The organism is Cyanobium sp. Cruz-8D1, from assembly GCF_024345975.1.
Taxonomy (GTDB): Bacteria; Cyanobacteriota; Cyanobacteriia; order PCC-6307; family Cyanobiaceae; genus Cyanobium.
Genome location: NZ_JAGQCD010000006.1, coordinates 125,512 through 138,836, shown reverse-complemented (window position 1 = coordinate 138,836; position 13,325 = coordinate 125,512). Strand labels below are relative to the sequence as shown.

The following is a 13,325-nucleotide window of genomic DNA, read 5'->3' as shown; positions in this document are numbered from 1 at the left end:
CCAAGGGTGACTTTCGCGGCATCAAGCTCAGCAACGAGACCCACCGCTCCAGCACGGATCCCGACGCGCTGCTGGCCCGGAAATCCAAAGCCCATCCAGCGCAGCTGAGCTACCGGGGCCATGTGCTCATGGAGAACCGCCACGCCCTTGTGGTGGATTGCCGCGTCACAAAGGCCACGGGCACCGGTGAGCGGGATGCCGCCCAGGAGATGGCTGCCGATTGCGCTGGTGCCCACCAGAAGACGATCGGCGCCGACAAGAACTACGACACGAAAGGGTTCGTCGCCGAGATGCGACGCCTGGGCGTGACGCCGCACGTGGCGCAGAACACTGCCCGCAGCGGTGGCTCAGCGATCGATGCCCGCACCACCCGCCACGTGGGTTACGCCAAGTCGATCAATGCCCGCCGGGGGATCGAAAAGGTGTTTGGTTGGATCAAGGCGTTCGGCGGGCTGCGCCAGTTCAAGCTGCGTGGGCAGGAGAACGTCAGCGCCGTGTTCGGTCTGCACGTGATCGCCTACAACCTGATCCGACTGGGCAACTTGCTGAGGCCCACCATGGCGGCAGCATGAACCACCAGAGGCCCAAAGGTGTGCGCAAACGGAAGCAGACGGGCTGCCAAAACAGTCAAAATGCGGCGAAATCGGGCTGTCTGAGCGCTCGAACTGAACCCATCTGACGAAATCACCGAGAAATCAGCTCGGAGATGGGAAAACACGACTGCTTAGACGGTTTTTCCGCAAACTCCTAACCAATCGCTCTATGAGTTTCTCACACAATCAGCAACGAGCCGGCGCTGAGCTGCCGATATGCGGCAGGCTGCGGGGTCCGGGAGGACCATTGCTGGCATTGAGCACGTGAGGAGTCTTTTGATATAGCAGAGCAGCGAACGAAGATACCTCGGGCTCCACTTCAAGCTCAACCTTCCTTAACCTTAGACTCAGCCTCGGTTGGCGAGGGATGAAAGTGCTGTTGACATGCATCAGGCATGGTAAATTTTTAGCGCTTGTGTCACAAATGACTCGAAATGCTTGCCACCTCAAAGGTTTTTCATCGACCATTGACCCTGCTGAGCGTGGGCGGCCTGGCGGCCATCGCGAGCGTGGGCATGGGCGTGGCCCAGCCGGCATCCGCCGCCACGGTGAGCGTCCAGGGCATTGATGCCAGCAGCATCATCAACAATATTGTTCCCAGCGGGCCATTCACCCCCGTACTGGTAGGCGACACTTTTGAAATTGATTTCAGCAATCTTTTCAATACCACTCCTGGCAGCTTTAGCGTCATCAACGACTACAGCCTTCAAATCGCCAACATTGGCACAGGAACACTATCGTTCTCGGATGTTGAGCTGTTTGTTGTAGGAACAATTGATGCAAATTTCTTTAGCGACCCTGGGAACCCTAATGTTGTTGCCTTCAATGACACCATAAGCATCTGGCAGCAGACGTCGGATCCAGGCTTTGCACCTCAAACCGGCCAAGGCATCAGCGACTTCAGTGTCAATGGTGCCGGACAGAATTTTGGGGTCGGAACAGCCTTCAAATCGGCAAATTTTAAATTGACGGGTCCAAATATTCCTGCCTTTGGAATGGCTACTGCTGGACTGATCAATACAATTCCCCTTGATCTTTCTTCTGTGGGAGTTCAAACCTTCACCAGTGCTAAAATCAGAGGTAAGCTGTCAGGTTCGACAGCTTCTAACAGTCTATTCTCAGCTGGCCTTGGCATTTTCACAACCAATAGCCCGACTACTGCGCCGCCCAACTTCGTCTACGGCAACGCTTTCAGCACCCCTGTCCCTGGTCCCCTGCCCCTCTTCGGTGCCGCCGCTGCCTTCGGCTGGAGCCGCAAGCTGCGTCGCCGCCTCGGTGCCACCGCAACGGCGGCCTGAGTTTCAGGCCAAGCCCACCATGGCAAGCCCCCCCCATCCAGGGGGCTTTTTTTTATGGGCGATGGGTATCAAGTCCGGCGTCCGTCGGCCTTCAGCTGGAGGCCGCCGGTGGCATCTGCGCCACAGCCGCCTCAATCATCGCGGCGGTCACGGGAATCGTGTCCAGCGCCTCGTCATTGTCGAGAAAGGCCTCGAAGGAGGCATAGCGCTGGATCTCGGGTTCGGCCTCGCCGCAGGCGGCCGCCCAATCGCCATCCTCGGGCTTCACCACGCCATAGCTGGCCAGGGCTTCGTCAAGATCGCCGGCATCACCAATCGCTTCACCGTGCCAGAACACTTCGTAAAAACCCATCGCGGCTGCAGCGTCAGAGGTCATGAAATAAACAGGCGATCTGGTTGCGGCCGTTGCCCTTGGCGAGCTCGAGCGCCCGTTCGGACCGTTGGATCAGGTCGGTGAAGTGGCGATCAGAAGGAGAGAGAACGGTGAGGCCACCGCTGATGTGCAGGTGGAAGTCGGAATGGGTGTGGACACCAGACAGATGGGCGACGGCGGTGCGCAGGCCGTCAGCCAGGGCCATGGCCTGATCGCGCTCGATGCCGACCAGCAGCAGGGCAAACTCGCCATCCCCGAGGCGGGCCGCGAAGTCCTCGTCCTGGAGGAAGGTGCGGGCCAACTGGACCACATCGGTGAGCGCCTGATCGCCGGCGGCATGGCCCCAGCGGTTGTTGATCAGGCGCAGATTGTCGACATCGAAGAGGAGCAGCGACAGGGGGTGCTGGTCGCGGCGGGCACGCGCTAACTCCCGCTCGCCGATGGTCAGGAAGGTGTGACGGGTGGGCAGGCCGGTGACCGGGCAGAGGTGGGCCAGACGCCGCAGCTCCAGCTCACGCATGGCCAGCTGGGCCAGGCGGTGCAGCAGCTCGCGCTGCTCCGGGCTGAGATCACGGGGCTCCCGGTCGATGACGCAGAGGGTGCCGAGGTTGTGGCCCTCAGGGGTCTGCAGGGGCGCCCCGGCATAGAAGCGGATGTGGGGATCGGCGAAGACCAGGGGGTTGCTGCGGAAGCGCTCGTCGGCACGGGCATCGGGCACCACCATCACCTCGTCGTGGACGATGGCGTGGGAACAGAAGGCCATCTCCCGGGGGGTTTCGCGCACCTCGATTCCCCGCTTGGCCAGGAACCACTGCCGATCGGCCTCCACCAGGGAGAGGGCCACGATGGGGGTCTGGAAGAGGGCCGCGGTCAGATCCAGGATGCGATCGAAGTGCTCGTCACTGTCGGCATCGAGGATGCCGTAGCGCTCCAGCTCACGGAGCCGCTGGTCCTCGTCGGCGGGAACCGGATAAGCCGGATAGGGAGCCATGGCAAGCCTGCATCCACGGAAAATCTAGTCAGATCGGGCGCTGGCAAGCGAATTCTGCTGCGGATCCAGGCCTCAGGCCGCCGGCACCGCCAGGGTCTCCTCGTAACCGGCACGGCGGCCGTCATCCAGCTGATTCAGGTAGCGGCGTTCGCTGTAATAGGCCTCCTGGAAGCGCAGGGCATCGCCGTTGAGGGCAGCAAAGAGCTCATGGATGCGGGTCTCCATGTCGAGGCCGCTGCCGGCCGCCGGAGTGGTGGGGGCTGGCGGGGGCGCCTGGCGCTCCTCCTCCAGCAGCCGGGCGATGCAGTGCTCCAGGGTCTGAAGCCGCTGGCTCGACCAGGCATCGAGCAGGTGACGGCAGCGCCGCAGCACCCGCTGGCGTTCCAGCGACGCCGTGGCGCCACGCAGCTGCAGCGGCGGATGGGCCAGGCCGAGGCGCTGCACCTCGCTGGGCTCCAGCAGGGGGGTGAGCCGGCCGAGCAGGGCACTCTGCTCCACCAGCAACCGGTCGCCCAGCAACCGGTCGCCCAGCAACCGGGGCAGATCGAGATCGGCCAGATCCAGGCCGGGATCGGTACCCCGGTTGATCGCCTCAAGCCGACCGGCGCCGAGGTTGTCCTCCTCCAACTCTCCGATCGCCGCCCAGAGCTGGCGATGGTGCTGGAGGGCGAAGTCATCGAGTTCGCGGCGCCGCAGCTCGGCGCGGATCACGCCGCGCCAGGGGGCGCAATGGAGGTAGAGGCGCAGGATCTCCGCCTCGGCCCGCTCCCTGTGCCCCACCTCGCCGGGTTGCTCCCATTTCAGCGAGCGGCCATGCCAGCGCTGCCCCTTGACCTGCTGACGCAGGTCCTCCTCCAGCTGGATGGCCAGCCGGGCCTGGCCGCCCGAGAGGCGCTCGGCCACCTGCTGCAGGTAGTGGCTGCGCACCGCCGACTGGGGCAGCTTGCCCAGCAGCTGGACCAGAGCGGAGACGGCCTGCTGGAACTGGTCGGCCCGGGCCAGATCCTTGCCCTCGAACACCTGCTCGATCTGCCAGTCGAGCCAGAGCGGGGCCTGGTCGAGCAGGGAGCGGTACTCCCCGGGGCCGTGCTGCTGCAGAAACTCGTCGGGGTCCTTGCCGGCCGGCAGGTGCAGCACCCGCAGCTCCAGCTGGCCCTGCAGCGCCAGCTGCTCCACCTCGCCGATGGCCCGCTGGGCGGCGCGGATGCCCGCCCCATCGCTGTCGAAGTTGAGAATCAGCCGCCGGCCGTCGCAGCAGCGGCACAGCTGGGTGATCTGGCTGGAGCTGAGGGCCGTGCCGAGGGCCGCCACCGTGTTGGTGATGCCGGCGGCATGCAGCGCGATGACATCGAAGTAGCCCTCCACCACCACGGCACGGTCGTCGCGGCGGATGGCGTCGGCGGCCCGATCCAACCCGAACAGATGTTTGCCCTTCTCGAACACCTCCGTTTCCGGCGAGTTGAGGTACTTCGGTTCGGCCCCGTCCAGACCCCGCCCACCGAAGCCGATCACCCGGCCCTGGCGATCCCGGATCGGCACCATCACCCGGTCGCGGAAGCGGTCGTAGAAGCCGCCGCCCCCCTTGCGGGCCACCACCAGACCGGCCGCCTCCAGCAGGTCGGCATCAAGGCCCTCCACCTGCTGGAGGTGCTGCAGCAGACCGTCCCAGCCGGCCGGGGCGTAGCCCAGCTGGAACGCCTCGAGGGTGGTCTCGCTGAGGCCGCGGCTCTGGCGCAGGTAGGTGAGGGCTGGGGCCCCCTCGGGAGAGCGCAGCTGGCCCTGGAACCAGCCTGCCGCCAGGGCCAGCACCCGGTGCAGGCGGTCGCGGCGGGAGAGCTGCTGGCGCAGCCGCTCCTGCTGGGGGCCGTCGAGGGTCTCGACCGGCAGCTGGTACTTGCGCGCCAGATCCAGCACCACCTCGCTGAAGCTGGTGCGCTGCAGCTCCATCAGGAACTTGATGGCGTTGCCGCCGGCCCCGCAGGAGAAGCAGTAGTAAAACTGCTTGGCGGGGGACACCGTCATCGACGGCGATTTGTCGTCGTGGAACGGGCAGATCCCGACGAATTCACGGCCCTTCTTCTTGAGCACCACGTGCTCCCCCACCACATCGACGATGTCGGCCCGCTCCTTGACGGCCTCGATCGTGCGGGGGTGGAGACGGGGAAGGCTCAAGAGTGCAGGCTCAAGGCAGGACGGGGCGAGCAGGGTGGAGGAGAGCCGGGGCGAGAGGGGGGATGGCCGACGCGACGCCGACCCTATCGGTGGTGGTGAACGTGCTCCCATTCTGGGGCCTGACACCACAGATGGAGATCGTCGGGTGAACCAAGCGCCCCATCCAGCCTCCGGAGCCGCCTTCCAGGCTGGAGGCTGGATGGTGCTCAGCGCCCTGGCCTTCAGCCTGATGGTGGTGGGGGTCAAGCAGGTGGGCGATCGGCTGCCGATCGCCGAGGTGGTGCTGGCCCGGGCCCTGGTGAGCCTGGCCCTCAGCTACGGCATGGCCCGAAGGCTCGGTGTCGATCCCTGGGGCCGGCGCCGGGGGCTGCTGGTGCTGCGGGGTCTGGTGGGCAGTGCCGCCCTCTTCTGCGTCTACACCGCCGTCGTCCATCTGCCCCTGGCCGCCGCCACGGTGCTGCAGTATCTGTACCCCACCTTCACGGCGCTGCTGGCCTGGCTGCTCCTGGGCGAGCGCCTCGGGCGGCGGGTGCTGCTGGCCATGGGGCTGGGCTGGCTGGGGGTGCTGCTGGTGGCCCAGCCAACGGCGGCGAGCTCCGCTCTGCCGGCAACGTGGGTGCTGGTGGCGGTGGCCGGCGCCCTGCTCACCGCGGTGGCCTATGTGAGTGTGCGGAGCCTGGCCGAGAGCGAACACCCGGCGGTGATCATTTTCTACTTTCCGCTCGTGGCGGTTCCCATGAGCCTGCCCCTGGTGCTGCTCGATCCGGTGCTGCCGACACCGGGCGAACTGCTCTGGTTGCTGGGGGTGGGGGTGTTCACCCAGGTGGGTCAGGTGGGACTGACCCGGGCCCTCAGCCAGCTGCCGGCGGCCAGGGCCACGGCGATCAGCTACGTGCAGGTGGGATTCGCCGCCCTCTGGGGTTGGTGGATCTTCGGTGAATCCATTGATCTGGCGACGGCGATCGGGGCGGGCCTGATTCTGATCGCCACGTTGATCTGTCTGGGCCAGGCGCCGGGGCTGGCTGGAGCCAAGCCATCCGCTCAGAACAGCCCCCTACGATGACGCCGCCAGGTTGGGTTCCCTTGCTGTTGATCCCCCTGCCTGGTGCCGTCCATTCCTGGCTGGCCACGATGGTCGCCGGCTTCAGTCAGGGGGCGGATACGCCGTTGATCCGGCCGCCGATCTCTCCAGGCATCGTCCCCCTGCCGCTGATGATGCTGACCATCGGCGGCATCTTTCTCGGCACCCTGGCGATCAGTCGCTTTTCGCTGAAGATCGGGGTGCCGGCGATTCTCGGCGTCTTGTTGTTCGGCCTGCTGATCAACCCCTCCGTCACCCTGTTCAGCCATGACACGATCCTGCGACTGCAGGTTCTGAGTCTGTCGATCCTGCTGTTCAACGCCGGACTGGAAACCGATATCCGCTCGATTCGCGGCTTCCTCGAATACGGCATCATCCTGGCGGTGGGAGGCGTGATTCTCTCCAGCCTGATGCTGGGGCTGATCATCTGGTTCGTGGCCTCCCCCGATGCCGCCGGCATCCAACTCGGCTTCCGGCAGATGCCGGTGGCCGTGGCGATGCTGATCGCCGCCTGTCTGGGGTCAACCGACGCCGGGGCCACGATGAACGTCCTGCAACTGGTGCAACGAGCGATCCCAGGCAGGCTTTCGGCCCTGGTGCAGTTCGAATCCTCTGTCAACGATCCCACCGGCATCCTGTTTCTCGGGCTGGTGATCGGCCTGACGACCCTGGATGGGGCCAGCGGCGGGCAGCAGGTGGTGGTGGTGGAGCTGCAGACCTTCCTGCAGAAGATCGGCTCCGGTCTGTTGATCGGGGTCTGCGTGAGCTATCTGGGACGCTTCAGCCTCAACCGGCTGGTGCGGGAAAGCAACCAGCTGCTGATTCTGGGCATCGCCATCGGCCTGATCTCCTACGGCGTGGCGGAACTGATGGGCGGTTCCGGCTTCATCAGTGCCTACGTGGCGGGCCTGATGCTGCGCAACCACAACTACAGCAATGAACGGATCACACCGGAGGCCCTGCAGCAGACCCTGCTGCCGTTCAACACCATGACCGAAATCACCGTCTTCCTGATCTTCGGTCTGAGCGTCCATCCGCTGGAGCTGCTGCCGGCGCTGCCGGAGGGCATCGTCGTCGCCCTCGCGATGATGCTGGTGGCCAGGCCGGCAAGTGTGCTGCTGCTGCAGCGGTTCTCGCCCTTCAGCCTGCGGGATTCGCTGCTGGTGTCCTGGTGCGGTCTGCGGGGGGCCGTGCCCCTCGCCCTCAGTTTCGAGATGGTCGACGCCATCCCCCGCGTGCGGGGCATCGACCCGGCCACGGTGCCGTCCCTGCTGCAGAACGCCGGCGGCATCGTCTTCTGCGTCGTGGTGATCAACCTGCTGGTGCAGGGCCTCACCCTGCCGCACGTGGCCCGTTGGCTCAAGCTCGACGAGGAGGCGCCAGTGGCCGTGGCCGTAATAGCGGCAGGGGATCGGTGATCCAGTCCTGGCTGTTGCCGTCGCTGCTGCCGCTGGGGCGTGCCAGTCGCCAGCTCTCCCCCCTGGCACCACGCTGCAGATAGAGCTCGAAGGGGCTGTCAACGCGGATGGCATCCCCGGGCAGCCGCCAGTCGAAGCGGCCGCTCAGGTGCAGGCCCCGCCCCTCGCCGATGGCAACGGCCTCCTGCTGCTCGACCCGCACCCGGCTCACCTCCGGCAGACCGCCAGCCTCCAGATCGAGGGCGCGAGCAATGGCCCCCTGCGTCAGCTGGATCTGCAGGGAGAGGGCGTCGAGCAGAACGCCCCTGGGGGGCTGGCCGACCCTGGTGCAGCCCCCCAGCAACAGCACCAGGGCCAGCAGCGGTGCCAGCACCAAGGCTGGCAGCGACCGGGAACGGCCCGGGGGGCTAGGCAGGAGGGGCAGCATGGGGGCTGACGCACGTCTCACCATGATCGGCTGGCTGCAGGGGCGACTGGCCGAACCATGGCAGCAGGCTCACCGTTGCGGGGCCCTGCTGATCTGCCAGGGGGTGGGTTACGAGGTGCAGCTCACCCTGCGGCAGTGGCAACGCCTGCCCGAGGTGGGCAGCGACCTGGGTCTGCACGTGCACCACAGCATCCGCGACGACGGCTGGACGCTCTATGGCTTCCCCGCCCGCCAGGAACGGGACCTGTTCCGTGAGCTGGTGGCCGTGAGCGGCGTCGGGCCCCAGATGGCCCTGGGCCTGCTCGGGGCCCTGGAGGTGCCGGACCTGGTGCGCGCCATCGTCCACGCCGACCTGCGCAGCCTCTGCCTGGCGCCTGGGGTGGGCAAGCGCACGGCCGAACGGCTTTCGGTGGAGCTGCGGCTCCGCCTGCAGGAGCGCTTCGCCGGCCTGGTGGATCCCCTTGAGGAGGAGGAGGTCAGCGGCGCCGACACAGCGGGCGGCCCCACAGCCCCCTGCCGCGACGAGGTGCAGATCACCCTGGTGGCGCTCGGCTACGAGCCCCTGGAAATCCACCGGGCCCTACGGGCCGTCGCCGCCGCCGGGATCGATGGGTCCGCCAGCGCCGACGACTGGATCCGCGAAAGCCTGCGCTGGTTGTCCCGCGCCGTGGCTTGAAGGGAGGGGCAACGGGCCGCGCGTTAAGGTGTTGGTTTGCACCGTTCGGGCCCAGATCCGCCCATGCCGCTCACTACCACCCAGAAACAGGAACTGATCAATTCCCATCAGGCCCACGGCACTGACACCGGCTCGGTGGAAGTGCAGGTGGCGATGTTGAGCGAGCGGATCCAGCAACTCAGTGGCCACCTGCAGAAGAACATCCACGACTTCTCCTCCCGCCAGGGGCTGCTCAAGATGATCGGCCGCCGCAAGCGCCTGCTTGGCTATCTCCGCGCCCAGAGCGAGACCCGCTACGCCGAACTGATCAAGACACTCGGCATCCGCGGCTGAGGCTCGTCCCATGGCCCGTCGGCCAAAGCCGAAATCCTTCGCGGCGCCCTCTGCCAGCGGGCCACCAGCCAAGGCCCCACGCCAACAGGTGATCCCTGAGGCCGTGGCCAACCGCATGGTGCGGCGCATCGCCATCGCCACAGGAACCCCCACGGTCCTGGGCATGGGGGTTTTCGTGGTCAGCTATCTGCTGGTCAGCCGCGGCGTGGCTGATATCCCTCCCGGCCTCACCCTGGTGGGATCCGGCGCTTTCTTTGTGCTAGGCCTGCTGGGTCTCAGTTATGGGGTGCTCTCCGCCAGCTGGGAAGACGCCCCGGGCAGCCTGCTGGGGATCGAGCAGATCGGCGTCAACATCAGCCGGGTCCGGTCCTCGGTGCGGGCCATGCGCCAGGGCAGCTCCGGATCAGGCAGCCCCCAGGGGTGAGCGCAGCCAGGCCCTGAAATCGGCCGAGGCGAGCGTCTCGACGGCCGCCGGCGCATCGGCGACGCAGAACTGGCCGCCCAGGCGGACGAAGCGGGTTTCGTTCTGCTGCTTCACCAGGGCCACCACCGGCACCCGCACGCCAGCCTCCTCCTGGCCGGGGCGGTGGCGGGTGAGGCATTCACGCAGCCGGTGTTGCACGGCAATATCGCCGGCCTGCTCGGGCGCCAGCTCCACCATCACCAGCTGCAGATCCTCGATGCTGCGGCAGTCGTCGACGAGCAACTGCACCCGATCATCGCGGCGGTCGACGCCAGCCCAGAGCAGCAGGCGGGCATCCACCATCAGGTGGTCGGCCAGACGGGCGTAGCTCTTGGGAAACACCACGGCTTCGCAGGCGCCGGTGAGGTCCTCCAGCTGCAGCACGGCCATGCGATCCCCCTTGCGGGTGGTCACCTGGCGGATCTCGCTCACCATCACCACCACGCTCACCTTGGCCTTGTCGGCCATCTCCTCGAGATTGGCCAAGCCGATGGGCGTGAGCAGGCGCACCTGGGAAGACAGCTGGCGCAGGGGATGGTCGGAGATGTAGAAGCCGAGCAGCTCCTTTTCCAGCTTCAGCTTCTCCGTGGGGGGGTAATCGGCCACCGCAGCGGCCCGTGGTGGCGCGGGAGCCTTCACGGCAGCGGCGTCCTCAGTAGCGCCGAACAGGTCGAACAGGTTGCCCTGGCCGCTGGCCCGGTCGCGGGCGCGGGAGCTGGCCCAGTCGAGCACCAGATCAAGATCGGCCATCAACTGGGCACGGTTGGCCTTGGGTTCAAGGCCATCGAGGGCACCGCAGTGGATCAGTGATTCGATCGCCCGGCGGTTGAGCTGCTGGCCAGGGATCCGGTCGCAGAGATCGGCGAGATGCAGGAAGGGACCGCCGCTGGAGCGTGCCTCGATCAACTGGCGGATGGCGCCATCACCGAGGTTGCGGACGGCCGAGAGGCCGAAGAGGATCTTCTTGCCCACGGGCGTGAAGTCGATACCGGAAGCATTCACATCCGGTGGCATCACCTCGATCCCCATCGCCTGACAGTTGGCGATGTAACGCTGCACCTTGTCGGTGGTACCGGCATTCACCGTGAGCAGGGCCGCCATGTAGGCCACCGGATGGTGGGCCTTGAGGTAGGCGGTCTGGTAGGTGACAGCGCCGTAGGCGGTGGAATGGCTCTTGTTGAAGCAGTACTCGGCGAACATCACCATCTGATCGAACAGCGCCTCGGCGATGGCGGCATCCACGCCCCGTTCGCTGGCCCCACTGACGAACTGGTGACGATGCTTCTGCATCTCCGACACTTTCTTCTTGCCCATGGCCCGCCGCAGCAGATCGGCTTCACCCAGGGAATAGCCCGCCAGATCCTGGGCAATCCGCATGATCTGCTCCTGGTAGACCATGATCCCGTAGGTCTCCTTGAGGATCGGCTCCAGCTTGACGTGGGCCACATCAATCGCCTCGCGGCCATGCTTGCGGTTGATGAACTTGGGGATCAGACCCGCATCCAGGGGGCCCGGCCGGTAGAGCGCCAGGATCGAGGAGATGTCCTCCAGGGAGGAGGGCTTGAGATCGCGGACGATCTGGCGCATGCCGCTGGATTCCAACTGGAAGATGCCCTCCAGATCCCCCCGGGCCAGCAGGGCGTAGGTCTGCTCGTCGTTGGGGGGAAGGGCGTCCGGATCGATCCTCTGGCCGACACTCTGCTCGACCAGATCCAGCGTCTTCTCGATCATGGTGAGGTTCTTGAGGCCCAGGAAGTCCATCTTCAGCAGACCCATCGCCTCCACGTCCTCCATGAAGTACTGGGTGATCACCTGGCCGTCGTTGTTGCGCTGCAGGGGCACCAATTCATCGAGGGGGTCGGCGGCGATCACCACCCCGGCGGCATGGACACCGAATGTTTTGTTGGTGCCTTCGATGCGGCGGGCCAGGTCGACCCAGTGGCGCACCTTGGGATCGTTCTCGTACTTCTCGCGGAACTCCGGCGCCGGCGACTCAGGGCCGACCATCTCGGCGAGCTTGGCGGGCTTGCCACGGGCCACGGGGATCAGCTTGGCCAGGCGGTCGGCCTCGCCATAGGGGATGTCGAGCACCCGGGCCACGTCCTTGAGCACCGCCTTGGAGGTCATGCGGTTGAAGGTGATGATCTGGGCCACCTTGTCCTCGCCGTAGCGGCGGGTGACGTAATCGATCACCTCACTGCGGCGCTCGATGCAGAAGTCGGTGTCGATGTCAGGCATCGATTGGCGTTCCGGGTTGAGGAAGCGCTCGAACAGCAGGCCGTGCTCCACCGGATCGATGTTGGTGATCCCCAGGGAGTAGGCCACCAGCGAGCCCGCGGCCGACCCACGCCCCGGGCCCACCGGAATGCCCTGGTCCCGGGCGAAGCGGATGTAGTCCCAGACCACCAGGAAGTAGGTGGGGAAGCCCATCTGCTCCATCACCTGCAGCTCGAAGGCGAGCCGCTCGCCATAGCCGGGATCGATCGGGGCGTCGTCGGCCAGGGACAGGCGACGGCGCAGTCCCTGGTGGCTCACCTCACTGAGATAGCTCACCGGGGTGTGGCCCTCGGGGATCGGGAAGCGGGGCATCTGCTGGCGCCCCAGGATGTCGTAGTCCTCCACCTTCGCGGCCACCGTGGCGGTGGTGGCAATGGCAGCGGCGATCACCTCCGGCTCCAGGTGGTCGGCGAAGAGCTGGGCCATCTCCGCCTCGCTCTTGATGTATTCGGTGCCCGTGTAGCGCAGGCGCTTCTCATCGCTGATCAGCTTGCCGGTGAGCACGCACAGCAGGGCGTCGTGGGCCTCGACGTCGTTGCTGGTGAGGTAGTGGGCGTCGTTGGTGGCGACCAGGGGAATGGCCAGCTCGGCGCTGATCCGGGCCATCTCGACGTTGACGATGCGGTCCTCGAGGCCGCCATGGTCCTGGATCTCCAGGTAGAAGTCGTCACCGAACACCTCCCGGTACCAGGCGGCGACCTCCCGGGCCACGTCGGGACGTCCTTGCAGGATCGCCTGGGGGATCTCCCCGCCCAGGCAGGCGGTGGCCACCATCAGGCCTTCGCTGTACTGACGCAGCAGGGATTTATCGATGCAGGCCCGCGCGAAGATGCCCCGGCCGCGCATGCCGCGCAGATGGCTGAGGCTGGTGAGCTTGACCAGGTTGCGGTAGCCGACGGCGTTGCGGGCCAGCACCACCAGGTGGTAGCGGCGCTCTTTCTTCGGCTGGGGATCCTCGATCGAGCCGTTGATGACGTACATCTCGTTGCCGATGATCGGCTTGATGCCTGCCTTGGTGCAGAGCTTCAGCAGCTCGATCGCGCCGTACATGACCCCGTGGTCGGTGAGGGCCAGGGCCGGCATGCCCAGAGCCACCGCCCGCTCCACCATCGCCGGCAGCTGGGAGGCCCCGTCCAGCAGGCTGTAGTCGCTGTGGTTGTGGAGCGGAACGAAGGCCACGGCGTCGGAGGGCAGCGCCACCACAGGGTGCGTCCACCCTACCG

12 protein-coding genes are annotated in these 13,325 nt (G+C 66.1%); 7 read left to right on the top strand and 5 right to left on the bottom strand.

Annotated features, from left to right (window positions below):
- Together KBZ33_RS06030 and KBZ33_RS06025 are read left to right on the top strand one after the other, a co-directional pair.
- Window positions 1-572: transposase (locus KBZ33_RS06030; RefSeq protein ID WP_254951152.1), on the top strand; the 572-nt coding region annotated here is incomplete at its 5' end.
- A gap of 488 nt (window positions 573-1,060) precedes the next feature.
- The gene (locus tag KBZ33_RS06025) at window positions 1,061-1,891 is read left to right on the top strand and encodes a hypothetical protein (protein ID WP_254951154.1); all 831 of its coding nucleotides are present in this window, start codon (window positions 1,061-1,063) and stop codon (window positions 1,889-1,891) included.
- 91 nt (window positions 1,892-1,982) lie between these two features.
- Here KBZ33_RS06025 and KBZ33_RS06020 read toward each other — a convergent pair whose 3' ends face one another.
- The 3 genes from KBZ33_RS06020 to dnaG form a co-directional block, all read right to left on the bottom strand.
- The gene (locus KBZ33_RS06020; protein WP_254951156.1) at window positions 1,983-2,243 is read right to left on the bottom strand and encodes a hypothetical protein; all 261 of its coding nucleotides are present in this window, start codon (window positions 2,241-2,243) and stop codon (window positions 1,983-1,985) included.
- 13 nt (window positions 2,244-2,256) lie between these two features.
- A complete protein-coding gene (locus KBZ33_RS06015) occupies window positions 2,257-3,255 on the bottom strand; it encodes a sensor domain-containing diguanylate cyclase (RefSeq protein WP_254951158.1) in 999 nt (332 codons plus the stop codon).
- A gap of 72 nt (window positions 3,256-3,327) precedes the next feature.
- A complete protein-coding gene (gene dnaG, locus KBZ33_RS06010; RefSeq protein ID WP_254951160.1) occupies window positions 3,328-5,427 on the bottom strand; it encodes a DNA primase in 2,100 nt (699 codons plus the stop codon).
- A gap of 145 nt (window positions 5,428-5,572) precedes the next feature.
- Between dnaG and KBZ33_RS06005 the strand changes: the two genes are divergently transcribed.
- Together KBZ33_RS06005 and KBZ33_RS06000 are read left to right on the top strand one after the other, a co-directional pair.
- Complete coding sequence (locus tag KBZ33_RS06005; RefSeq protein WP_315859146.1) at window positions 5,573-6,490, top strand: DMT family transporter; 918 nt, start codon at window positions 5,573-5,575, stop codon at window positions 6,488-6,490.
- 20 nt (window positions 6,491-6,510) lie between these two features.
- On the top strand, window positions 6,511-7,926 hold the full coding sequence (locus KBZ33_RS06000) for a cation:proton antiporter (protein ID WP_254951163.1): 1,416 nt from the start codon (window positions 6,511-6,513) through the stop codon (window positions 7,924-7,926).
- On the opposite strand, the gene KBZ33_RS05995 is transcribed toward KBZ33_RS06000, so the two are convergent.
- Window positions 7,868-8,353: a hypothetical protein gene (locus KBZ33_RS05995; protein WP_254951164.1), complete on the bottom strand. Its 486-nt coding sequence runs from the start codon at window positions 8,351-8,353 to the stop codon at window positions 7,868-7,870. The genes KBZ33_RS06000 and KBZ33_RS05995 overlap by 59 nt on opposite strands.
- Window positions 8,354-8,375: 22 nt before the next feature.
- Between KBZ33_RS05995 and ruvA the strand changes: the two genes are divergently transcribed.
- From ruvA to KBZ33_RS05980, 3 genes are all read left to right on the top strand, one after another.
- The gene (gene ruvA, locus KBZ33_RS05990; protein ID WP_254951166.1) at window positions 8,376-9,029 is read left to right on the top strand and encodes a Holliday junction branch migration protein RuvA; all 654 of its coding nucleotides are present in this window, start codon (window positions 8,376-8,378) and stop codon (window positions 9,027-9,029) included.
- A 63-nt stretch (window positions 9,030-9,092) separates the two neighbouring features.
- Window positions 9,093-9,362 carry a 30S ribosomal protein S15 gene (rpsO, locus tag KBZ33_RS05985; RefSeq protein WP_254951169.1) on the top strand — a complete coding sequence of 90 codons (270 nt, stop codon included), beginning with the start codon at window positions 9,093-9,095 and terminating at the stop codon, window positions 9,360-9,362.
- 10 nt (window positions 9,363-9,372) lie between these two features.
- Window positions 9,373-9,786, top strand: a complete 414-nt coding sequence (locus tag KBZ33_RS05980) for a PAM68 family protein (RefSeq protein ID WP_254951171.1) — start codon at window positions 9,373-9,375, stop codon at window positions 9,784-9,786.
- Here KBZ33_RS05980 and KBZ33_RS05975 read toward each other — a convergent pair.
- Window positions 9,766-13,281, bottom strand: a complete 3,516-nt coding sequence (locus KBZ33_RS05975; RefSeq protein WP_254951172.1) for a DNA polymerase III subunit alpha — start codon at window positions 13,279-13,281, stop codon at window positions 9,766-9,768. The genes KBZ33_RS05980 and KBZ33_RS05975 overlap by 21 nt on opposite strands.
- Between the last annotated feature and the right edge of the window lie 44 nt (window positions 13,282-13,325).